Origin of the sequence: Sphingobium indicum BiD32, from assembly GCF_000382885.1 — a bacterium.
Lineage (GTDB): Bacteria > Pseudomonadota > Alphaproteobacteria > Sphingomonadales > Sphingomonadaceae > Sphingobium > Sphingobium japonicum_C.
On record NZ_CAVK010000014.1, the window covers coordinates 1 to 23958 of the forward strand.

Below are 23958 nucleotides of genomic sequence, written 5' to 3' on the forward strand. Positions count from 1 at the left end.
CTTCGGGCCGACTGGGCCAGGTTGCGGATTCGCACCAGCAATTCGCGCGGCTCGAACGGCTTGGTCAGATAATCATCCGCACCCAGTTCCAGCCCCAGCACCCGGTCGATCGCGCTGCCACGCGCGGTCACCATGATGATCTGCACGTCCGATCCTTCCCCGCGCAATTCGCGACATAGCGACAGGCCGTCGCCATCGGGCAGGTTGAGATCAAGCACGATGAGGTCGACCGGATGATCGCGCAGCATTTGCCGCAATTGACCAAGGTTCGCCGCCGCCAGCAGCCGGTAATTTTCCTGGGCCAGCTGACCAACGATCAATTCCCTGATGTCCGCATCGTCATCGACGACCAGCACGGTGGCGGGACGGGCGGGGGCGGTATCGGGCATCCCCCTTCCCTAGCGTGTCACGCAGCGAAAGTCTGCCCGGCGGCCATCGATGATACAGGCTGATACAAAGCGATACGATAAGCCGCACAGTGCCACAGATCGAAGCCAAATTTCGCTATGCTGTCACGGCCAAAATAGCGAAGAGGCTGAGGTCGGCTGGCCCCCTCGCCGACACCATGCGGAGTCCTTGCGATGCCTGTTCGTCCACCGGGACGGACAATCGCCGCCATCGATCCGACCGTCAGCGTACGCCCCCTCCCCCCGTGCGCCCCGGCGGGTCGAACCAGGCGCGAAAGCGCATCGCAAGGCTCCGCCTGGTCAACAAGGAAATTTGCCCGACCATGTTTGCGCCTTTGTCTGCACGATCCCTGCCCTTGATGGCGCTTTGCCTGGCCATCGCCGCCTGCGGCGACAAGCCGCCGCCGCAAAAGGGACCGGTCGAGGTAGGCGTGGTGACGCTGAGCGCGCACAATGTCACGGTGGCAAGCGAATTGCCGGGCCGCACCGTATCGACGATGATGTCGCAGGTCCGGCCGCAGGTGGCCGGCGTTATCCAGAAGCGGCTGTTCACCGAGGGATCGCTGGTGAGTGCAGGCCAGCCCCTCTATGAGATCGACCAGCGACTGTACCGTGCGTCCCGCGACGAAGCGATGGCCGCGCTGGCGAGCGCGCAGGCGACCGCTGCGGCGGCGCAGGCGAAGGCGCGGCGCTACGCTACCCTGTCGGACAATGAAGCGGTGAGCGCGCAGGATCGCGACGATGTGACCGCGACCGCGCGGCAGGCCGCCGCCGCTGTCCAGCAGGCGCGCGCCAGCCTGGCCACCAGCAACGTCAATCTGCAATTCACGTTGGTCCGCGCGCCGATCAGCGGCCGGATTGGCCGCACCCTGTTCACGCAAGGGGCGCTGGTTACCGCCAGCCAGGCCGATCCGCTGACGACCATCCAGCAACTCGACCCCATCTATGTCGACATCACCCAGTCGAGCGCGCAGCTGTTGCAACTGCGCCGATCACTGGCGGCGGGCAGGACGCTGCCGGCCAGCGCGACGATCCGTCTGAAACTGGACGATGGCAGCGACTATCCGCAGGAAGGCCAAATCGAATTTGCCGAGCCGATCGTGGACGTCAACAGCGGCACGGTGACACTGCGCGCGCGCTTCCCCAATCCAGACGGGCTGCTGCTGCCCGGCATGTTCGTGCGCGTGGTCGCGCCGCAATCGGTGGTGCCGGGTGCGATTCTGGCCCCGCAGCAGGGCATCAGTCGCGATCCCAAGGGCAATGCCACCGCCCTGGTCGTGACCAGGGACAATAAGGTCGAACGGCGCACCGTTACCGCAGATCAGGCGATTGGCGACGCATGGCTGATTACCGCCGGGTTGAAAGCGGGCGACCGCCTGATCGTCGAGGGCACAGACAAGGTGAAGCCGGACGACAAGGTGAAGCCCGTCACCATTGCGACGAAGAAGTAGGAACAGGGTCTTGCTCAGTCGCTTTTTCATCGAACGGCCGATTTTCGCCTGGGTCATCGCCATCGGTGTGATGATCGCGGGCGCGGGGTCCATGCTGTCGCTGCCGATCGCCCAATATCCCGACATCGCCCCGCCATCGGTCGGCATCAACGCGACCTATCCGGGGGCATCGGCGGAAACCGTCGAAACCAGCGTAACGCAGGTCATCGAGCAGCAGCTGACCGGCGTTGACGGGCTGATGTATTTCTCGTCATCATCCTCGGCGACGGGACGATCTTCGATCACCGTGACGTTCGAGAAGGGAACCGATCCCGACACCGCGCAGGTGCAGGTTCAGAACAAGGTGCAGCAGGCATTGAGCCGTCTGCCCAACGCGGTGCAGCAGCAGGGGCTGACCGTCACCAAGTCGCAGACCGACTTCCTGATGCTGGTGGGCATTTTTGACGAGACCAACCGCGCGTCGCAGTCGGATATTTCCGACTATCTGGTCAATAATTTCCAGGATTCGATCGCGCGGATCAGCGGTATCGGCTCCTCCCAGATTTTCGGGTCGCAATATGCGATGCGGATCTGGCTCGACCCCTATAAGCTGGCCGCCGTCAAGCTGATGCCTTCCGACGTGCAAAGCGCGATCGCGGCGCAGAATGTCGAAGTGTCCGCCGGGCAGATCGGTGCCGATCCTGCGCCTGCGGGGCAACAACTCAACGCCACGGTCACGGCGCGGGCGCGGCTCCAGACGCCGGAGCAGTTCCGCAATATCATCGTCAAGACGCAGACCGACGGGTCGATCGTCCATTTGTCCGACGTGGCACGGGTGGAACTGGGCAATGAAAGCTATACCACCGCCGCCCGGCTGAACGGCCATCCCGCGTCCGGCATGGCGTTGCAGCTGGCACCGGGTGCGGACGCGCTCAAGACCGCCGAACTGGTCAAGACGCGGGTGGCGGAGCTTTCGACCAACCTGCCCGACGGCTACAGAATCGTATTTCCGCGCGACACAACGCCCTTCATCCAGTTGTCGGTGAACGAGGTGATCAAGACGCTGATCGAGGCGGTGTTGCTGGTCATTGTCGTGATGTTCCTGTTCCTGCAAAGCTGGCGCGCGACGCTGATCCCCGCGATCGCGGTGCCGGTGGTGCTGCTCGGTACGTTCGGCGTGCTGGCGCTGTTTGGCTATTCCATAAACACGCTGACCTTGTTCGGCATGGTGCTGTCGATCGGCCTGCTGGTCGATGACGCCATCGTGGTGGTCGAGAATGTCGAGCGCATCATGGAGGAGGAAGGGCTTTCGGCGCGCGAGGCGACCATCAAGTCGATGGAGGAGATTGGCAGCGCGCTGGTGGGCATCGCGCTGGTCCTGTCCGCCGTGCTGTTGCCCATGGCCTTTTTCGGAGGATCGACCGGGGTGATCTACCGGCAATTTTCGATCACCATCGTGTCATCGATGCTGCTGTCGGTGCTGGTCGCGCTGATCCTCTCCCCCGCTCTGTGCGCCACGATCCTGAAACCCATCGCGGAGGAGCGCCGGACTCAGGGCTGGTCGGGCAAGTTCAACCGCTGGTTTGAGCGGCTGACCAATGGCTATGTCCGCCGCACCACGCAGATGCTGGGCAAGCGCACCCTATTCTGGGGTGGCTATGGCGTCATCCTCGCCATTCTGATTCTGTTGTTCGTGCGGCTGCCTACCAGCTTTCTGCCGGTCGAGGATCAGGGGCAGGTGATGGTGCAGATGACCCTGCCCGCCGGTGCCAAGTCCAGCCGCACCGCCCATGCGGTCGAACAGATGCAAAATTATTTCCTGAGTGACGAGAAGGACAATATCTCCTTCGCTTTCGTGATGACCGGTTTCAGTTTTGCCGGGCAAGGCGAAAATACCGCGCAGGGCTTCATCAACCTGGCACCCTGGGGCGATCGACCGGGGGCGGTGAACAGTGCCAACGCGATTGTCGGGCGCGCCAACAAGCAACTGGCCGCCATTCGGGACGCGCGGGTGCTGGCGATGACGCCACCCGCCATTCGCGGGCTTGGCCAGTCCAACGGCTTTACCTTTGAGCTGCTCAACACCGGCGGGCTGTCGCGCGCGCGCTTTCTGGAACTGCGCAACCAGTTGCTCGCCGCCGCGCAGAAAGACCCGCTGCTGGCCGGGGTGCGCGCCGCGACGCTGGAGGATACGCCCCAGCTCAAGGTCGATGTCGATTCCGAAAAGCTCGCCGTGCTGGGGCTGACCCAGAGCGATGTCGACAATGTGCTGACGTCCGCCTGGGGTAGCCGCTACGTCAATGACTTTGTCGATCGCGGGCGGGTGAAGCGTGTCTATATGCAGGCCGATGCGCCCTATCGCGCGCTGCCGACCGATCTCGACAAATGGATGGTGCGATCCGGCAGCACGGGGGAGATGGTCCCCTTCTCCGCCTTTGCCACCAGCCACTGGACGATGGGCCCGACCACGGTGGCGCGCTTCAACGGCCAGTCCGCCTATGAAATTCAGGGTCAGGCCGGCCCCGGCGCGAGTTCGGGCGAGGCGATGGACCGGATCGTCGCGCTGCAAAAGCAGCTGCCGACCGGCACTAGCTATGCCTGGAGCGGCCTGTCCTATCAGGAGCAATTGTCGGGCGGGCAGGCGCCGTTGCTCTATGCGCTGTCGGTGCTGATCGTGTTCCTGTGCCTGGCAGCGCTCTATGAGAGCTGGTCGATCCCGTTCGCGGTGCTGCTGGTGATCCCGCTGGGTCTGGTCGGTGCCGTCGTTGCCGTGTGGGCGCGGGGGCTGGAGAATAATATCTATTTCCAGGTCGGGTTGCTCACCACCATGGGTCTGGCGGCGAAGAATGCGATCCTGATCGTCGAATTTGCCGAACTGGCGCACCGGCAGGGCAAGGATGCGCTTTCGTCTGCGCTGGAGGCGGCGCGATTGCGGTTCCGGCCGATCCTGATGACCAGCCTGGCCTTTATCGCGGGCGTCATCCCGCTTGCCATCGCCACGGGCGCGGGCGCGCAGAGCCGCATCGCCATCGGCACGGCAGTGGTGGGCGGCATGGTGACGGCGACGGTGCTGGCGATTTTCTACGTGCCGCTCTTCTTCGTCACCATCGCCCGGCTGTTCGGCAATGATCGGCCCGTGCGGCCAGACCCTGGGCCGGAACCGACGCCGCCCGGCGCAGGCGTGCCCGCATGACCCGCGCCGTCCTTCCTCTGGCCGCTGCGTTGCTGCTGGCGGGATGTAATATGGCCCCGGCCTATGTCCGCCCTGCCCCGCCCGTGCCTGCGGCGCTGCCGACGGGCGAGGCTTATACCCCGACGCAGCTTGGCGTGCAGGCGGGTCTGGCGTGGGGGCAGCTGGTGAGCGATCCGTCGCTGCGCACGGTGATCGAGCGGGCGTTGGCGAATAATCGCGACCTGCGCGCGGCGCTGGCCAATATAATGTCGGCGCGCGCCCAATATCGGGTGCAGCGGGCGGCGCAGTTGCCGACCCTGACCGGCGATGCTGGCGCGAATGTGACGCGGCAGAATGACAGCTATAGTGCGGATATCGGCATCAGCGCGTTCGAGATCGACCTGTTTGGGCGGGTGCGCAATCTCAGCCAATCAGCGCTGGAATCCTATCTGGCGACGCAGGAGGGCGCGCGCGCGACGCGCATCGCCCTGATCGCCGAGACGGCGACCGCCTATGCGACGCTGGCGGCAGACCAGGAGGTGCTGGCGGTGTCGCGTCAGACGCTGGACAGTGCACAGCGCAGCCTCACCCTGACCCAGTCGCTCAATGAGGCGGGGCTGAGCGGCAAGCTGGACGTCTATCAGGCGCAAACCATAGTGGAGCAGGCCGCGTCCGACGTCGCCGCCAATGTGACGCAGGTGGCGCAGGATCGCAATGCACTGGACCTGCTGGCCGGCGCCCCGGTCGAGGAGGCGCTGCTCCCCGCCTCGCTCGACGCTCTGATCACGGGCGTCGCCAGAGTACCCGCCGGTCTGTCGTCGGACATGCTGCTCCAGCGTTCCGACGTGTTGCAGGCGGAACATCAGCTCAAGGCCGCCAATGCCGATATTGGCGCGGCGCGCGCGGCGATGTTTCCCAGGATCAGCCTGACATCGGCCATTGGCGTCGCAAGTTCTGCCCTGTCCTCGCTGTTCACCGGCGACGCCTTCGGCTGGTCGGTCAGCCCGTCCGCCAGCCTGCCGATCTTCGGTGGCCCGGCGCGCGGCAATCTGGACTATAGCAAGGCGCAGCGCGATCTGGCGGTGGCGCAATATGAGAAGGCGATCCAGACGGCATTTCGCGAGGTCGCCGACGCGCTGGCGCGGGATGGCACGATCGATGCGCAACAGGCGGCGCAACGTCGCCTGGTCAACGCCAGCGCGCGTGCCTACGACCTTTCGGAACAGCGCTACCGATCGGGGATCGACACGTTCCTGAATATGCTGGTCAATCAGCGGTCGCTCTACGCGGCGCGACGCACGGCGATTGCGACCGATCTTGCGCTCGTGCGCAACCGGTTGCTGCTCTACCGCGCTATTGCGGCCGACCAGTAGGATCTCAAGGTGAGGCAGGCATTTGCCGGGGAACAACAGACCATTGGTCCCCAACGATGCACATTGGTATGACAGGCGCGACACTCACGCCAAAGGATCAAAGGCCATGCGCGTCAAACAGGCATTTCTGGGTTGCATCGCAGTTCTGGCTGCAACGCTGGCTGCGTCCGGCATCGCCAGAGCGGACACTACCAAAGCCGTCATTGCCAAAGCCGTTACTGACTGTCCCTTGCGCGACGCGCCTTTTTCGGTCGGGTCGCCGCTGATCGACATATTGCTCAGCCCGGCGGCGCGGGCGGTGCTGGACAAGGCGGCTCCCGGCCGCCTCGACAAGCTGCCGCCATTTTTCGCCAGCACGACGCCACCAACCTTCGCCGCCATTCTATCGCTACGTGAAGCAGTCGACATTCTCCAGATCAAGCCGGACATGATCGCCACGATCGATGCCGAACTCAAGGCGTTGCCCGTAACCGCCGCCGACAAGGTGGCGCGCTGCGCCCGCTACGATAATGACGTGCCCATATTCACGCTGCCCGCTGGCCGTCTCCGTCTGCTGCTGTTCGAGAAGATCAACGGCTTCCGCTATGGCGCCTCGGTCAATGCCGCGCGGGAGGCTTTGCAGGCAATGGCCAATCGCAAGGGCTGGTCGATGCTTGTCACCGACAAGGCTGGCGCGTTCAATCGCGCCACGCTGAGCAAGTTCGATGCGGTGATCTGGAACAATGTCAGCGGTGACGTGCTGACGCTTTCGCAGCGCCGCGCGTTTCAGGACTATCTGGCGCGCGGCGGCGGCCTGGTGGGGATGCACGGCACGGCGGGCGACCCGGTCTATTTCTGGGACTGGTATGCCGACACGCTGATCGGTGCGCGGTTCAAGGGACATCCGCAGACGCCGCAGTTTCAGGAAGCCCGCATCGCCGTCAACAAGGCGCATCCTCTGGCCAGCGCCCTGCCCGCCGAATGGCGGATGACCGACGAATGGTATTCGTTCAGCACCAACCCGCGCGCAGCCGGTGCCGATGTCCTGCTGACGCTGGATGAAAGCAGCTATCAGCCGGTAGGGATGATGGATCAGGACCTGCGCATGGGTGACCATCCGCTGGCATGGACCAATTGCATCGGCAAGGGACGGATATTCTATTCCGCCATCGGCCACATGCCCGAAACCTACAGCCAGCCGGAGCATGTCGCTTTGCTGGAAACAGCGATCGACTGGGCCGCGAACCGTCGAGCCGTTTGCAAGCCTTAGGGCAGAAGCGATCACTGGACGGGCTTGCGACACCATCGCAAGCCCGTCCATCCCGGTCATTTTTTGGGGAGCATTACTTCCGCCTTGGCCGTTGCCAGCACGGTGCCGACCTGATTGGCCATTCGCACGTCCACCTGCACCACGTCGCGGCCTTCATCATCGACGAATTTGTCGACGATGGTGCCGGTCATGATCGTGATGTCGCCGGTGAAGGCGGGACCGCGATAGGAGGCGACCGAATGGGTCACCATGCCCCATTCGCCGGCCCAGCCCGACAGATAATCGACCACCCACGCCCCCATCGACGCGCCATAGCCATAGGCGCGCGGCATCCCGATGAAGCGCGCCCAGCGCGGGAAGAGATGCCCGCGCGACGGGCCGAAATAGGCGCCATCCGTCAGCTCAGGATTGATCCGCTCCATCACCGGATCATTTTCATGGCCCGCCATTTCATCGACAAAGCCAAGCGCGGCCAGGTCAAGGTCCGTCCGCCGATGTGTGCCGCCCCAAATGGTGAACAGATAGGCGCGCCATTCTGTGGTGAAGCTGGCAATGCTGTGCGGGCCGAACACCCGTTCGGGCAGGGCATCGCCCACCGCCACATCATCCAGATAGCGTTTGCCATGACCCAGATCGTGCAGCATCTGGACCCAGCGGAACTTGCGCTCCTGAATCCCGGCCAGTTCCTGATCGGTCCAGACCGGATCTTCGGTATTTTCGACAACCTCGGCGGATGTCTTTTCCCGGCCCGCTTCCGCCGAATAGCGGATCGCGGTCGATCGCTGCTTCGCCAGCAGATCGCCATTTTGATTGTAGTAATTATTGTCGCCGCGCTGGAAGCAGGTGGGACCGGCGAATTTGGTGTCCTTGACGACATAGTCGAACGGCACCCGCTCATTATGAACCATGTCGCCGCCCTGGATGCGCGGGCCATAGAACCACCATTCGTCACCGCCGAACAGCAAGTGCGAATTGGGGATGCTGCCGACACAGGCTGGTCCGGCACCATGGCCATCGTCCATCGTCACGGCAAAGCTCTGCGGCGCGACCAGTTTGCCCCAGCGGCTTTCCTCGGCATAGCCGGCGTCATAATGGAGCAGGTTGGGATAGTGCATCGCCTGCACCCAGCGGCGAATGTCGTTATTGTGGATCGGTTCGCGCATCCGGGCGGGCTGCATCGGCTTGCCGAGATATTGGTCGATGTCCGAACAGTCGAAGATGGTCTCGCTCACAGGTCAGATGCCTCTCTTGCGCAATCATGGCGTTGGCCCGCACCCTCGGTTCAGCGGGGCGCATGGCATGGGCGGCCATAACAGGCGGACAAGGCACATCTGCCAAGACCGGGTCATCGGTCCGGGCGCGGACCTGCCGTTCGACCCCGCGATTTTTTGGCGGATTTGCGGGCGTTTTCCGACTTTATCGTCGTGCCGATCTTTGCCATGCCGTCCAAACGAGACGCCAGGCCCGACGATGGGCGCAATGCAGGCTGACTTTGCCGCCAGTGCGACGAATCAGGCGATGCCCGACGCCTACGCTGCTATTTCGATATCTCGATCGCCGCGACCACCGCCTTGCCACCCTGCCCCGCAAAATCGAGCCGCAACAGCCCGTCCCTGACCCTGACAGGGAAGGTCATGGCAAAGCCCTTGAGCGGACCTGCTGCGGCCCTGGCGATGTTGAACGCGGGCACCGCCGTCTTGCCCTGCGCGGTGATCGCCATGCTCTGCCCCTCCGTACCCTCCGTGCGTGGCTCGAAGCTGTGGATGGTCACGCGCCATTTTCCATTGGGTACAGGAATGGCATAGGAAAAGGCATCGCCTTCGCGCCAATAGGCGTAAAGGTCGGGTTCGGTGGCTTCCACCGTCCTTTTCGGTCCCGAACTACGGCCCCCGAAACTGCCCAGATTGAATACGGCAGGCTGGCCGCCGGTGACGAAATGATCCGATCCAAACCGGCGATCGCCCAGCACCCGGCCCGCAATGTCACCCGCATCGATATGGATGCCCAGCGCCGGATCAGGACCATGCCAGACCATGGAATCGCGCACCGTCTGGCCATGCGCCACCGCCGTCACCACCGCATCGTTCGCGCCCGGCGCCAGTGGCACGTTGGTCCAGTTGCAGATGCTGCCGCCACAGGCGACGTCGCCGACCACCCGCCCGTTGATGGTCAATGTCGCCCGCTCGGCATTGCTATAGGCCTTGACGTCCATGATCGGGTAGGCGCGGTCGATATAGCGCTTGCCGGTCAGGTGCAGGACCGGCTCACCCGACCATTGCGCCTTGTAATAATAAAATGCGTCCTTCTTCACTTTGCGATCGAACGTCACCAGCCCCTTGGTATTCAGATCGACGGAATCGCCTTCCTCGCGCAGGTTCGACGGGAAATCGAACATGTTCCATACCCAGCTGGCGAAGATATAGTCGCGCTCCCGGATCGCGGGCCAGTTCGCCTCATGCACCCAGCCCAGATATTCCTCGGTCTGCGGCCGACCGATCGCGTTGATGAACCCGGTCCTGATATTGTCGCTGTGCTGGCTGATTGCGCCACCGGCACCATATTCGCTGACCGATATCGGCAGCGCCGGATGTTCGGCATGGAATTTGTCCATCTGCGCGCCCAGTTGCTGCCGCGCCTCCAGAGGCTTTGGATAATACCAGCCAAAATAGCGATTATAGCCGATCAGGTCCGCCGTCCCCGCCAGTTTCTCCCCGGCGGTCTGGATCATGCTCAACCCCTCGCAGCAATCGGCAAAGGCGGTCGGACGGAACGGATCCTCCTCCTTCGCCACCGCCTGCAAATGTTGCAGCAGTGCCAGCGGTTTGGCGGGTTCCCTGCCCACGCCAAAGCCCTTGGCGGAATCCACTTCATTGCCCACCGACCACAGCAGGATCGAGGGATGATTGTAATTCTGGCGGATCTGTTCGCGCAACTGCTCTTCGGCATTGGTCCATAAAGCAGGCGCGCCCGTGCCACCATCGAGCGACGGCGCGGTCACATAGGGGAGTTCGGCCCACACGACCATGCCCGCGCGATCCGCTTCCCCGGTCCATTCGTCGGCATGTTGATAATGGGCCTGCCGCACCGTGTTGGCGCCCATTTCCCTGATGAGCGCCATATCATCGGCATGGTCCTGCGCCGACAAGGCCCAGCCCTTGCCCGCCCGGTCCTGATGGCGCGACACGCCATGCAGCTTGATCCGCCGACCATTCAGAAAAAAGCCGGCATTGGCGTCGAAGCGAAAGCTGCGAATGCCCAGTGGCTGGTCGACCCGGTCGAACAGCCCGACCTTGTCGCGCAGCTCTACCGTCACCGTATAGAGATAGGGGTCCGCCGTGCCGTTCCACAGATGTGGCCGGGCCACATCCAGGTCGAGCGTAGTCGTCATGCTTCCTGCGGGCAGCTTCACGGGCATCGTCCTGCGCGCGACCTCCACGCCTGCCGCGTCCCGAATGATGGCGCTCGCCATAGCCACCCGCGCCTTGCCCTGATTGCGCAGTCTGGCCAGCACTGTGACATGCGCCGTCTCCGCCGTGATGCTGCTGGCCCGCGCATAGATGCCCGGCCCGGCATGATCGAGCAGGTCGATACCCGCATCGGGCGCTGTAATCAGCGACACACCGCGATAGATGCCGCCATGCACGAAAAAGTCCCCGGCCAGCGGGATGACATATTCGGTCGAACTGCCCTTGGCAGGTTTGCTATTGTCGGCCTTCACCACGATCAGGTTCGGTGCGCCCGCGCGCCAGAAGCGGGTCACGTCAAAGCGGAAGCGCGAGAATGCGCCCTTGTGCTGGCCGACATGCTGGCCATTCACCCACAGGTCCGCGATCGTCCCGACAGCGGCGAAATCCAGATAGTGCCGCTGCTCGCCGGTTGCCACCGGGGCATCGACCGTGCGCCTGTACCATCCCACACCCTGCGCGCTGTTGGCCCCGGCCGACCGCTTCAGGCCATATTCGCCAAAATGATTCCAGCTATGGGGTATGGAGATCGCCTCCCAACTCCCGTCATCATAGCCCGGAGCGGTCACGCCGCTGTCATCGCCGCCAAAACGGAAACGCCAGCCATCGTCCAGCGACCGGACCATGCGAGGCGATGCGGCTTCGGCCACACCGGTTCGCGAGGGCGGCGCATCGGTCGCCAGCGCCTGAACCGGCGTCGCGATCAAAAGCAACGGGGCCAAAAGAGACAATCTATTCATGCGGATATCCATTCCCCGGCCGATGCCAATAGACTTTATGATAACGTTATCATTATGCGGCTGTCGAGCCGCATCCCCGTCGCCGGTGCGATATTCGTCGCGGCGATCAGGACAGGAAGGGTGGCGGCGCGTCCGAATGGATGGTAGGACCGGCGCAAGGCGGATAGTGACATGATATTCTCACCCTCCCGTCCCGGCATCTACGCGCGCGGGACAGAAACGGTCGATCAGATCCTCAAGGCAGCGCTGGCGGTGTTGATCGACGAAGGTTCCGATGCCTTCACCCTGCGCCGCATCGCCGCGCGGTGCGACATGAAGGTCGGCAATGTCAGCTATCATTTCCCGCGCAAGGAAATGTTGATTCAGGTGATGCTGGACGAACTGGTCGATTCCTATGGCGCGATGATGGACAAGACGGTGCGCAGGCCCGGTCTGACAGCCGAAGAAAGGCTGAGGCGCGTCATCATCTTGTGCCTGGACGACATACAGACCAAGCGTACCACCCATCTATTCACCGAATTATGGGCGCTGGCCAATCATAGCGATTTCGTCGCCGATCGGGTCCGCGTCTTTTACGAGCGGGTACATGGTGCCATCGGCGAATATGTCGCAGAACTCAACCCGGCGCTGTCCGCCGACGAAGTGCATAGCGTCGCCCTGTTCATCAGCGCGTCGATGGAAGGATCGACCCCGTTTCTGGGCCATGGCAAGCCCTGGGCGCACAAGATGCCGGCTTTCACCGCGCTTGCCGCTACATCGTTGGTTCACCTCGCTAAAACGGTGACATCGCGCGACCTTGCTGGGTTGATGGCGCAGACCGCATAAGGCCAGCAAACAATCCGGCTCTGCGGCGCATTGCTGCATCGCAAAATATATTTCTGCCCCGCCCGCCAAAGCGCTTGACCAATACCGGACAGCTGTCCAATCTTTGCCCAGATGCCGTTGTGGGGGACCCGATGAGTCCGCCTGGGCGTCCGCACGATCAAGGGGGATCACGCCAGATGCCGAGAACCGCCGCCAGGGGATTGTTCGCTGCCGCCGCATGGGGCTGGGCGCTGCTTGTTAGCCCGGCTCAGGCCGCGCCCGCCGATACCGGCACCGTGCTGGAAATGGAGACATCCGACGTCCTGACCATCACCCCGCCCAAACCGACCTGGTTCTTTGTCGATGGCGGGTGGGACATGCCGGGCACCAGCATTTTCGACGGCGAAACCGGCAAGATGAAGGGCATGGTCGAAACCCGCCGCCTGGCCGACTTCGCGATCGATCCGGCGGGCAAATATTATTATGTCGCCGAAACCATCTGGTCGAAGGGGGATCGCGGCACGCGGCAGGACATGGTGTCGGTCTATGACAGCCAGACGCTGAACCTGATCACCGAAGTCCCCCTGCCCGGCCGCATATTGATCGGGTCGCGCAAGAATAATTTCATCGTCAGCGACGATGGCAAAACCGCCTTTGTCTATGATTTCAGCCCTGTATCCGGGGTGAATGTCGTCGATCTGGTCAAGCGCAAGTTCGTGACTGCGGTGGAACTGCCCGGCTGTGCCAGCATGATGCCCAATCCGGGTGTCGGTTTTTCCGCGCTGTGTTCGGACGGTTCACTCGCCACCGTGGCGATCAAGGGGAGCAAGGCGGACATCACCCATAGCGCGCCCTTTTTCTCGGCCACCGATGATCCGATCTTCGACAATTTCACCTATGACAAGCGCAAGAAGGAAACGACCTTCCTGACCTATACCGGCCAGATCTATCAGGCCAAGTTAGGCCCGACGCCGACCATTTCCGCGCCATTCTCCATTCAGGCCGCTGCGGGCATCCGTCCGGGCGAAACCAAGCCGCTGGAGCTGAACTGGTATCCGGGCGGTCGCCAGCCGATGGCGCTTCACCGCCCGTCCGGCCATTTGTTCGTGCTGATGCATATGGGCGAATATTGGTCGCACAAGGCATCGGGCACCGAAGTCTGGGAGGTCGACCTGGCCACGCAAAAGGTCGTCAAGCGCCGCGCGCTCAAGGAGCCGATGAACAATATCGAAGTGTCGCAGACCGACAAGCCGCTACTGTTCATGAATGGCGAGGAGGCTAGCGCCATCGTCATCGACGTCGCCACCGGCGAGGAAAAGCACAAGATCGAAAAGGCCGGGGGCAGCACCATTACGGTTGCGGACCCGTCCTGACCATGGCGCTGGGGCTGGCAATTACCGGACTGGCCGCATCGCTGGGCGTTGGCCTGATCCTGCTGATCGCGGGCCTCGACAAATGGCGTCATCGCATGTTGCTGCCCGGCGTGATCGCCAATTACCGGCTGCTCCCCACCGGGCTGGTCGTACCTGTCGCGAAAATCCTGCCGATCGCTGAAATAGGGATCGGCGGCGCACTGATCGCGGGCTTCGCGCCACTGCCGGTGATATTGGCTATCCTGCTCCTGACGCTGTTTGGGGTGGCGATGGCGATCAATATCCGGCGCGGTCGCACCCATATCGATTGCGGTTGCGGGCGGTCGCAGCTGCGCCATCCGATCGGCTGGCCGCTGGTCGCCCGCAACATTGTGCTGGCCCTGCTGCTGGTGCCACGCCTTTGGCGCGCGGCTCCGCTCGGCGCGATGGATATCGGCACGGCCATGGTTGGCGGTGTTGCACTCTATCTGGCCTACCTGCTCTGCAATTCCATCGGCGCGCTGATCGCGTCGCCCGCCGCCTACCGGAGATAAGCATTCATGATGACATCGCTCATTCTCTCGCAAATCCTGTCATGGATCGTGATCCTGGGACTTGGCGTAGCGCTGCTCGCGGTAGCGCGCCAGGTCGGCGTGCTGCACATCCGCGTCGCGCCAGCCGGTGCGCTCACCACCAGCGGCGGCCCGTCGGTTGGCGACGCCACGATCAAGGTCGATGCCCGCGCGCTTGACGGTACGCCCGTGACGATCGGCGGACATGCCCATGACGTGCCGCTGCGCCTGTTGATGTTCGTGTCGGCCCAATGCCCGCTGTGCAAGTCGATCATCCCGATGGCCAAATCCTTCGCCCGCGACGAGCGTGTCGCGCTCAGCTTCGTAGGCGATGATGATGCCGCAGCCCAGCGCGCGATGATCGCGCAGCATGGGCTGGAGAGCTATATGTTCGTCAACGGCCCTGAAGTCGGGCAAGCCTTTGGCGTTGCCAAGCTGCCCTATGCTGTGTTGCTCGACGCGGAAGGGACAATCCTGTCCAAAGGACTGGTCAACAGCCGCGAGCATCTCGAAAGTCTGGTCATCGCTCATGAAATGGGGATCAAGACCGTGCAGGAATATATCGGATCGTTAAAGGCGCAGGCAGCCTGAGCGGCATATAGGGGGTCAGTGACATGAAAAAGTTCGACGCCGACGCCATGGGCGAACGATTGTTGCGCAAATTGGCCGGGGGTACTTCGCGCCGCTCAATGCTCTCGCGCCTCGGCGCAGCGCTGGTTGCCGCGCCTGCCTTCCCGCTGCTGCCGGTCAGCCGCGCCGAAGCGGCCAAGCCGGACCGATCACCCGAAGCCAAGACCGGCTTCGCGCGCAATGCCCAGACCAAGGATGACACCAAGTGCGATTATTGGCGCTATTGCGCTATCGATGGCGCGCTTTGCACATGCTGTGGCGGCGGTATCCACAGCTGTCCGCCGGGCGCGGAGCCATCGCCTGTTTCCTGGGTTGGCACCTGCATCAACCCGGACGATGGCAAGGCCTATCTGATCGCCTATCGCGACTGTTGCGGCAAACCCGCCTGCGGCCAGTGCGGCTGCGACAATACCGACCGCGAAACCCAGCTCTACATGCCGCAGCTCAATAATGACGTGATCTGGTGCTTTGGCACGACCAGCATGGAATATCATTGCTCTACCGCGGTGCTGGTGGGGTCTGCCAGCTAGGACTTTATCGCGATGCGCAAGCTATTGCTGGGTTCCCTGCTCCTGATAGGCGCGGTCGGCATAGGCCGTGCCGCGTTGCCGCCATTGGGCGTGTTGCCCGCTGCGATCACCGACCCGGATTTGGCGCGATCCGACTATGCCGAACATTGTGGTGGCTGTCACGGTATCCAGGGCAGCGCGGCGCCTGCGCAATTGCCTGAACTGCGCGGGCGGGTCGGCTGGTTCATGTGTACGCCGCAATCGCGCGCCTATCTGATCCGCCTGCCCAATATCGCGCATAGCCGGATCACCGACAATCAGCAGCTCGCCGATCTGGTCAATTATATGGTCTTTGGCCTGGGCGGGGCGAGCGCGCCTGCCGGTGCCAAGCCTTTCACGGCGGACGAAGTGGCGCATGAACGCAAATTCGCCCTGACATCCGCCTCACTCAAGGCCGAACGCGCCCGCTATGTCGAGGTCGCGATCCGCCAATGCGGCGCGCCGGCGACCATGAGACTGCTCTATCCGGGGCAGAAGTAGCCCGTTTTTGAACCAGATTGGCAAATAAAACGGCCGCCGGATCAGTGATCCGGCGGCCGTTTTGCGTAGCCCCCGCCTTTAGAATTTCTGGCCGAAGCGGATGCCGAAGAATTGCGGCTTGATAATGAAGGTGCGCGACGACCCGGAACAGAAGTCGATCGAGCAGAAGGTATTTTTGGTCAGCTGACCGCGCTTGTCGAAAGCGTTCTGGATGAACAGGGTGAGGCTCCAATTGTCCTTCTTCACCCCGCCGGAAAAGTCGAAGCTGACGAAACCCTTCGTATTGCCGAGCAGCGCATTATTGTCGACGTTCAGATCCTGCGTTGCGCCCGTCTGGTACAGTGCGGCGCCCTGCACATAGGCGCTATAGTCACCCAGATAGGTGTCGTAGCGGATTGAGGTCGTGCCCTTGAACTTGGGCTGACGCGGCAGGCGCGTGCCGTTGGCGGCTGCGACCTGAGGCGTCGGCGGGCTGGATTCCGGCACATCCTCCCCAAGCGTACATGTCGACAATTGCGAGATGGACGATGTCGTCCGGTCCAGCGCAAAGTTACAGAAATTGCCCTTCAACTTGCCGTCATTATAGGCGCCAGAGGTGGAGATCGTCACCTTGCCGAGTTTGAGGTCAGCATCATATTCGATGCCCTTGACGACTGCCTTGCCCGCATTGCCGGTCATGCCTGCGCCCTGCGCACCGGACACGACGACGCCATATTGGATATTATTCCACTTCTCATAATAGACCGCCGCATTGAAGCGGAAGATATTGTTCCAGGTCGTCTTGACGCCCAGCTCGAAATTGGTGAGCGTTTCGGACTTGAACGGGGCGACATCCACCGGGCCGAAATTACGGATGCGCAGCGGACGGTTGAAACCGCCGGGTCGGAAGCCGGTCGAATAGTTGAAATAGACCATCTTGTCGGGCTGGAACTGCCAGTCGAGCGCCACCTTATGCGTCTCGCCTTTTTCCTTGTATCGCCCTGTCTGGTCGGCGGCGCGGAAATTGGTGTTGAGGCATTGCAGACGCTCCGCTGGAAGCGGCGTCGGACAGCCCATTTCCCCGGTCGGAACATAGACGGACGTAACTGTGTTGGCCGCCGACCCAGCCACACCGGCAAAACCCTTGACCGCAAAATCCGTCCAGAAATAGCGGATGCCGCCAGTCAGCTTTAATGTCGGCGTGATGTTGTAATGGCCTTCGGCGAAGATCGCCTTGTCATGATAAAGCTGGTTCTGTTCGTTGATGTAGAAGCCGTCGCTCTTTACCGCCTGCGTTCCCAGCAGCATCGTGCCAAGTGGATTGCCGTTCGGATTGATGACGTTGCTGGTGTCGAAGAAGGGATTGCCATCCTCGTCATAGTCGATTCCGTACATGCCGGGTACGCCGATCAACCCGCCCGGCACGTCGCCGCCCCCTGTCTGGGTGTAACCCGTGATCGTGTCCAGCCCGCGAATGGCATAATAGGTGTTCGTCTTGTTCTTCTGCCGCTGGTAGAAGCCACCGATCGTGACGTCCAGCGGCCAGTCCTTGGGCGTGGACAGGCGCAGTTCCTGGGTAAATTTGTTCCGATGCGTATCGGCATGATAATATTGCGTCGGGTCGATCAGCGAACATTGCTGCGATGCGCCCGACCCGGTGCAATTGTCGAAAAATTGCAGATAGCTTTCATAGCCCGGCCCAAACCCGTCATAAGTGACGGTATAATATGTATAATCGTTGAGCGTTCGGGTCCGGCGTTTGAAGAAGCCGGTCGCCGACACGAGATCCCAGTCGCCGATATGGCCATGGATGCTGAGCGCCGCCTGATACCAGCGATCGTCATTCCTGGTCTGGTCATAATCATGGACTTCCAGATCGCCAACGCGGTGGTCGAAGCCGAAATAACCGTTGGCGACCTGTTTTTGCGCGGTGATTTCCGGCGCGACCGACCACCCATCGACCGGTTCCCACAGCAATTGCACGCGACCGCCAAATTCCTTGATGCTGTTATAGTCATCTTTGGCAATATCGGCATTGTCGAGGTTGAAGAAGGTCGCCGGATTATTGTCGCCCAGCGTATAGACGGCCGGCGCGCCATTGTTGAGCAGACCATTATTGGGCTTGTTATCGATATAGCCGCCATCACGCCGGTAATAGCCCATGGCGCGCACCGCCAATGTGTCGCTCAACGGAACGTTGATGTAGGATTCCAACTGGCCGCCAAAGTCGCCCTTGCCATATTTATTGGCCTCGACATCATAGCCAAACTCGAACTTGTCGAGATTGGGCTTGTTGGTGATGATGCGGATGGTGCCTGCCAGCGATCCCGCGCCATAGAGCGTCCCTTGCGGCCCGGCCAGCGCCTCGACCCGCTCCAGATCATAAGCGTGGATATCGGGTACTGCGGTGCCGGTGATGGGAATATCGTTGAGATAATAGCCGACCGAGGCATAGGCACCGCCCGCTGGCACGATGCCGCGGAAAAAGGCGGTGTTGCGGCCTGGTCCGATCCCCTCGAACGATACGGACGGCAGCAGGGCGGCGAAATCGCTCAAACCCTTGACCTGCCGCTCCGCCAGCGTTTCGGCACCCAGCGCCTGCATGGAGATCGGCACTTTCTGGATGCTTTGCGCGCTGCGCGTTGCCGTGACGACGATTTCGGTGAGGCCGCCACCGGCTTCATCGGCGGGCAGCGCCATCGCCGGATCGGCGGCAGGGTCTGCAACGGCATCGGCAGCGCGCGCCATGCCCGCAGCGCCCAGCCCGGCCAATATGGTTGTCACCCCCAATATCTTCACAAATTGTGACCGGCGGCGAGACTGAATCTTCATAGTGTTGGACTCCCCCTTGAAAAGATGCCCTCCACTCTCCCAAATCGCGGTTTACCCGCGTGATTATGACGCATTGCAGCATAGCGTCGGACAGCGTATTGCTGCCCGATCTTCGCAAGGGCAAAATGGCCCCGCGACCGGAAAACGGCGCACGCTTCCGGACCTGCCGTATAACGGCACGGCATCGCAATTTACCACTATTCCCCTCGGACAGTCGCCATTTCGTACGTTTGTCCAAGTTTGATAATGCTGTAACGATTGCAGGAGTCAACAGCCTAATTATGCTGTTCCTGCCGTTCGATCGCTCCTGTTGTTGCGCAACTGCAATATCCTGTTCATTGTGCAGACGAGAAAGGAATGAAAAGCCTCCGTGGAAGCTGCGCCGCACCCTGCTAGCCCCCCTTCCCTTGCGCTGAAGGAGGCGTTGGGTCGTGCTGCCAGCTTGCTGGATACGCAGCCGGAAGAGGCACTGGCGCGGGCCGAAGCGATACTGAAACACGCCCCCGGTCTGCCGCCTGCCGAATTGCTTGTGGCTCAGGCGCTGCGACGGCTGGGTCAGCCAAAATCCGCCCTGTCACAGCTTGCCGCGCTTGCCCGTCGCCAGCCCGGTGTGCCTGCCTTGCTCTGGGAACTGGCGCAGGCCGCAAGCGAAACGGGTGACAGCGCGCAAGCCATCGTCGCGCTGGAAAGCCTGACCCGGCAGCAACCCGGCGTGGCGAGTGGCTGGTTTTTGCTGGCGCGCGAGTTGCGGAAAGTTGGCCGCGCCGACCATGCATGGCGCGCCGACCTGTCCGGCATCCATGCCTCCTCGCGCGACCGCGACCTGCTCGAGGCGGCGATGGCGATGAATGAGAGCCGTTTGGAGGACGCCGTGACGATCCTCGATACGCGACTCGCCCGGCTGCCCGACGATCCGGCAGGCACCCGGCTGCTCGGCGAAATTCACTGGCGGCGCGGGGACATGAGTGCAGCTCTAACGCTGGTCGAACGCGCCGTCGCCACGGCTCCGGGCTTTGATCTGGCGCGCGATTTTCTGATCCGCCTGCTGCTCCAGAATAATCGCCTGACCGACGCGCTCGCCCACGCCGAGATATTGGCGCAGTCGCCACTGGACAATCCGGGCTATGCGCTGCTGCGGGCGTCGGTGCTGGTGCGATTGGGCGATCAGGCGCAGGCGGCCGCCATTTACGAACGCCTGTTGGCGCAAAAACCGGACCAACCGCAGCTGTGGCAGAATCTGGGCCATGCGCTCAAGACGTTGGGGCGGCAAGCCGACGCGATCCATGCCTATCGGCAGGCGGTGCAGTATCAGCCCACCATGGGCGAAGCCTGGTGGAGCCTTGCCAACCTCAAGACCGTGAAGTTCGACGCGCAGGACATAGCCGCGATGGAGCAGGCGCTGGCGACGCTGGCACCGGAGGCGGCGACGAAAAGCGAGGATATCTTCCACCTCCATTTCTCGCTGGGCAAGGCGCTGGAGGACGCGCGCGATTATGGTGCATCCTTTGGCCATTATGATCGCGGCAACCGGCTGCGCCGCACCCTGCTCAGCTATGATGCCGATGAATTTGCCGCCGAAGTGACAGCCGCCGCCGACAGCTTCACGTCGGCTTTCATCGCACAAAGCGGCACCGGCGGCTGCCCGGCACCCGACCCCATCTTCATCGTCGGCCTGCCCCGGTCCGGCTCGACCCTGATCGAACAGATCCTCTCCAGCCACAGCCAGGTGGAAGGGACGATGGAATTGCCGGAGATGATGATCATCGCCAGTCGCCTGCAATCGCGGATCGACGAAGGCGAATTTCCCGATTTCGCCACCATGATCGGGTCGCTCACGCCCGCCGACCGGCAACGGTTGGGAGAGGAATATGTCGATCGCACCCGCGTCCACCGCCAGAGCGACAAGCCCCGCTTCATCGACAAGATGCCCAATAACTGGCAGCATGTCGGCCTGATCCGCCTGATCCTGCCCAACGCCAAAATCATCGACGCGCGCCGTCATCCGATGGGCTGCTGCTTTTCAGGCTGGAAACAGCATTTCGCGCGCGGTCAGGCTTTCACCTATGACCTGGGTGAGATTGGCCGCTATTATCGCGATTATGTCGGGCTGATGGCCGCCTTCGACAGCGCCGCGCCCGGTCATGTCCACCGCGTTCACTATGAACATATGGTCGCCGATACGCCGGGCGAAGTCGCACGGCTATTGGATTATCTCGGCCTGCCGTTCGAGGATGCCTGCCTTGCCTTCTGGCGGACCGAGCGCGCGGTGCGCACCGCCAGTTCCGAACAGGTGCGTCAACCGATCTTCACCGATGGCGTCGATCATTGGCGTCATTTTGCGCCATGGCTCGGCCCGCTGGAACGGGCATTGGGCCCGGTGATCGCAGCCTATCCCACCTGAAGCTGTGCCGGTGGCTGGCTCCAGAGCCGTTGCCCGACCACCAATGCGATGCCCAACGCCAGCCAGCCCAGCATCAGCCAGATTTCCAGCGGCATGCCCGCCGCCATGCCAAAGGGCGCGACGACCGCCGCACTTGCCACGATCGTTGCGCCGATCGCCACCGGCATGAGCAGCGCCTGTCCACCCGGCAGAATGAAGGCGGGACGGCCCTCGCTCTTATCGACCGTGCGCAGCCGCATCAGCGCGAACAATGCGACCGCCGCGATGGCCGTGGTGCAGATCGTCCCCATCGCGATGATCGGGCTGATCGCGCCGCGCCCCGCCAGCACGCCAAGGCAGGTCCAGCCGCCAACCAGCAACGCCGCGCGCCGGGGGGCACCGCTCTTCGCATCGACATGGGCAAGCCCCGCAGGCAGGAAGCCCGCCCGCGCCTGCGCCAAGATTACCCGCGTCGCAGACAGGTGCATCGCGTTCCAGGTTTTGAGCAGCGACGCCATCGCGACCAGCAATATGCCCTTGGTCGCGATGCCGCCGGCCAGCGCTTGATCGAACGCCGCCGCGACGGGCAGCGCGCCCGACGTCAGATCGCGCCACGGGATGAGCGCGGCGGACGCGATGATGATGAGGCTATAGAAGATCGCCGCGACCACCACCGCCAGCATCATGGCTTTGGCCACGGTGTAAAAACTGGTGCCGGGCGCGCGTTCCTCGACGGCCGACGCCGCCGTCTGGAAACCCGACAGCCACATGCCCGCAACGCCCAGCATCACGAACATGCCGCCCGCAAAACTGCCGCCATGAGCAGGCGTGAACAAAGGCTGCCAGTTGGCGGGATCACCCTGCGCGAAGCCAATCAGCACCAGCAGCGCGGAGGCCGCCAGAAAGGCGAAGGTCACCAGTTTCTGAAAGCCCACCGCGACCTTGGCCCCCGCCGCGTTGAGCAGGGTCATCACGACTGCGCCCGTCAGCCCGATACCCAAGTCCAACGCCGTAATCGACTTGCCCAAAAAGCTGTAGAGCGGCGGCCACCCGGCCATTGCCGACACCAGATTTTCGAGGAACCAGGACAGGGCCAGCCCTTCAAAGGCGCAAATGCCGACGAAATAGAGGGTCAGGAACCAGCCGGTGACAAAGCCCGGCCATGGACCGAACGCCTTTTCGACAAAGACAAACTCCGCCCCGGCGCGCGGCACGCGCGCGACCAACTCGGCATAGGCGGCAGCGACCGGCACCATCAGCAGCGTCATGCCCAGAAAGGCCAGCACCGCGCCGCCCGGACCTGCTGGAGTCACCCACTCGCCCATCAGCACCATCCAGGCCGATCCGACAATGGTGCCGAAGGCGAGCGCAAAGAAGCCGGGACCGGTAACGCCGCGCCGCAGCGCCGGTTCGGGCGGAGCGGATATGTCGCTCATCGCCGCAGATGCACCAGACAGAGGAGTTGGAACAGCATCTGCGCGGCAGCCTGCGCCGTCACCGTGCCTGGATCATATTCGGGCGCTACCTCCACCACGTCACCGCCGATAATGTCGATCCCGGCCAGTCCGCGCAGCAGTTGCAACGCCTCCCGTGTGGACAGCCCGCCCACTTCCGGCGTGCCGGTGCCGGGCGCATAGACCGGATCGAGACCATCGACATCGAAGGTTACATAGGTCGGCCCGTCGCCTACCACCTCCAGCGCCTTGGCGACGACCGCGCCCATGCCCATGGTCGCGACATCCTCGGCATGGATCACGGTCATGCCGCTGGCATAGGAAAATTCCCACAGATATTCAGCGCCACCCCGGATGCCGATCTGGATCGAGCGTTTGGGGTCCAGCACCCCGGCCAGCACCGCTTCACGGAACGGCGCGCCATGGTGGAATTTGGAGCCTTCGTAAATGCCGCCCGTGTCGCAATGGGCGTCGAAATGCACCATGCCCATCGGGCCGCGTGTGGCGGCGAGCCCCTTCATGATCGACCCGGTGATGCTATGATCGCCACCCACAGACAGCGGGATCGCTTTGGTCGCGCCGATCATCGCATAGCAGGCTTCGATATCGGCATGGCACAGCGCCAGATCATAGCGGCTCTGCATCGCCACATCGCCGACATCTGCGACCGTCAGATGGTTCATCGGCGCGACCCGCAGCGCATGTTCATAAGGCCCGATCCGGTCGATCGCGCGGACGGCGCGCGGGCCGTAGCGTGCGCCGGGCCGGTTGGTGACGCCCAGGTCCATCGGCACGCCGATCAGCGCCACGTCCAGCCTGTCAAGCGTCTCCGCCGTCAGCCCGCCCGCCATATAGGGCGCGTCGAGCAGCGTCGAAGGCTCGGCAAAGGGCCAGCGCCTTTTGTCCCCGCTCTTGAACTGAAGCCCCGCAACCTCGCGAAAATGCGGGTCATGAATATCGGCCCCACCACCACCGGCATAGAGGCGGCGCAGGTCGTCAAGGTCGATCGGTTCTTCGGGCATGGCGTTCAGTCTGGACGGCGGCGAAAGCGCGACAATGGGGCAAAGAACG

The 23958-nt window shown here is 62.8% G+C and carries 17 protein-coding genes; 11 read left to right on the plus strand and 6 right to left on the minus strand.

All coding sequences use genetic code 11. The features are described 5' to 3' along the window. Positions 1-389: response regulator transcription factor (locus EBBID32_RS01605; protein ID WP_037488166.1), on the minus strand; the 389-nt coding region annotated here is incomplete at its 3' end. A gap of 341 nt (positions 390-730) precedes the next feature. On the opposite strand from EBBID32_RS01605, the gene EBBID32_RS01610 reads away from it, so the two are divergent. The 4 genes from EBBID32_RS01610 (at position 731) to EBBID32_RS01625 (ending at position 7631) form a co-directional block, all read left to right on the plus strand. Beyond that, positions 731-1858: an efflux RND transporter periplasmic adaptor subunit gene (locus EBBID32_RS01610; protein WP_231382080.1), complete on the plus strand. Its 1128-nt coding sequence runs from the start codon at positions 731-733 to the stop codon at positions 1856-1858. Between the two features lie 10 nt (positions 1859-1868). Beyond that, on the plus strand, positions 1869-5030 hold the full coding sequence (locus tag EBBID32_RS01615; RefSeq protein WP_006949545.1) for an efflux RND transporter permease subunit: 3162 nt from the start codon (positions 1869-1871) through the stop codon (positions 5028-5030). Next, positions 5027-6382: an efflux transporter outer membrane subunit gene (locus EBBID32_RS01620; protein ID WP_006949547.1), complete on the plus strand. Its 1356-nt coding sequence runs from the start codon at positions 5027-5029 to the stop codon at positions 6380-6382. Before EBBID32_RS01615 ends, EBBID32_RS01620 begins: the two co-directional genes overlap by 4 nt. Positions 6383-6488: 106 nt before the next feature. Then, the gene (locus tag EBBID32_RS01625) at positions 6489-7631 is read left to right on the plus strand and encodes a ThuA domain-containing protein (protein WP_006949549.1); all 1143 of its coding nucleotides are present in this window, start codon (positions 6489-6491) and stop codon (positions 7629-7631) included. 56 nt (positions 7632-7687) lie between these two features. On the opposite strand, the gene EBBID32_RS01630 is transcribed toward EBBID32_RS01625, so the two are convergent. Together EBBID32_RS01630 and EBBID32_RS01635 are read right to left on the minus strand one after the other, a co-directional pair. Then, positions 7688-8863 (minus strand): FAS1-like dehydratase domain-containing protein, encoded by a 1176-nt coding sequence (locus EBBID32_RS01630; protein ID WP_006949557.1) that lies wholly within the window; start codon positions 8861-8863, stop codon positions 7688-7690. A gap of 305 nt (positions 8864-9168) precedes the next feature. Further along, the gene (locus tag EBBID32_RS01635; protein ID WP_156022439.1) at positions 9169-11835 is read right to left on the minus strand and encodes a glycoside hydrolase family 2 TIM barrel-domain containing protein; all 2667 of its coding nucleotides are present in this window, start codon (positions 11833-11835) and stop codon (positions 9169-9171) included. Between the two features lie 171 nt (positions 11836-12006). On the opposite strand from EBBID32_RS01635, the gene EBBID32_RS01640 reads away from it, so the two are divergent. From EBBID32_RS01640 to EBBID32_RS01665, 6 genes are all read left to right on the plus strand, one after another. Next, positions 12007-12660 carry a TetR/AcrR family transcriptional regulator gene (locus tag EBBID32_RS01640; protein WP_006949560.1) on the plus strand — a complete coding sequence of 218 codons (654 nt, stop codon included), beginning with the start codon at positions 12007-12009 and terminating at the stop codon, positions 12658-12660. Between the two features lie 176 nt (positions 12661-12836). Further along, a complete protein-coding gene (locus tag EBBID32_RS01645; protein ID WP_006949562.1) occupies positions 12837-14012 on the plus strand; it encodes an amine dehydrogenase large subunit in 1176 nt (391 codons plus the stop codon). Between the two features lie 2 nt (positions 14013-14014). Beyond that, a complete protein-coding gene (locus tag EBBID32_RS01650) occupies positions 14015-14545 on the plus strand; it encodes a MauE/DoxX family redox-associated membrane protein (protein WP_006949564.1) in 531 nt (176 codons plus the stop codon). Between the two features lie 6 nt (positions 14546-14551). After that, on the plus strand, positions 14552-15154 hold the full coding sequence (locus EBBID32_RS01655) for a hypothetical protein (RefSeq protein WP_006949566.1): 603 nt from the start codon (positions 14552-14554) through the stop codon (positions 15152-15154). A gap of 23 nt (positions 15155-15177) precedes the next feature. Beyond that, positions 15178-15723, plus strand: a complete 546-nt coding sequence (gene mauA, locus EBBID32_RS01660; RefSeq protein ID WP_006949568.1) for a methylamine dehydrogenase (amicyanin) small subunit — start codon at positions 15178-15180, stop codon at positions 15721-15723. A gap of 12 nt (positions 15724-15735) precedes the next feature. Then, a complete protein-coding gene (locus EBBID32_RS01665; protein ID WP_006949569.1) occupies positions 15736-16242 on the plus strand; it encodes a hypothetical protein in 507 nt (168 codons plus the stop codon). A gap of 78 nt (positions 16243-16320) precedes the next feature. On the opposite strand, the gene EBBID32_RS01670 is transcribed toward EBBID32_RS01665, so the two are convergent. Beyond that, positions 16321-19053: a TonB-dependent receptor gene (locus EBBID32_RS01670; RefSeq protein WP_006949571.1), complete on the minus strand. Its 2733-nt coding sequence runs from the start codon at positions 19051-19053 to the stop codon at positions 16321-16323. Positions 19054-19477: 424 nt separating this feature from the next. Between EBBID32_RS01670 and EBBID32_RS01675 the strand changes: the two genes are divergently transcribed. Further along, positions 19478-21454, plus strand: coding sequence for a tetratricopeptide repeat-containing sulfotransferase family protein (locus EBBID32_RS01675; RefSeq protein WP_006949577.1), 1977 nt, complete (start codon positions 19478-19480; stop codon positions 21452-21454). On the opposite strand, the gene EBBID32_RS01680 is transcribed toward EBBID32_RS01675, so the two are convergent. Beyond that, on the minus strand, positions 21442-22869 hold the full coding sequence (locus tag EBBID32_RS01680) for an APC family permease (protein WP_006949579.1): 1428 nt from the start codon (positions 22867-22869) through the stop codon (positions 21442-21444). The genes EBBID32_RS01675 and EBBID32_RS01680 overlap by 13 nt on opposite strands. Next, complete coding sequence (speB, locus tag EBBID32_RS01685; protein ID WP_037488182.1) at positions 22866-23909, minus strand: agmatinase; 1044 nt, start codon at positions 23907-23909, stop codon at positions 22866-22868. Before speB ends, EBBID32_RS01680 begins: the two co-directional genes overlap by 4 nt. Positions 23910-23958 lie beyond the last annotated feature (49 nt).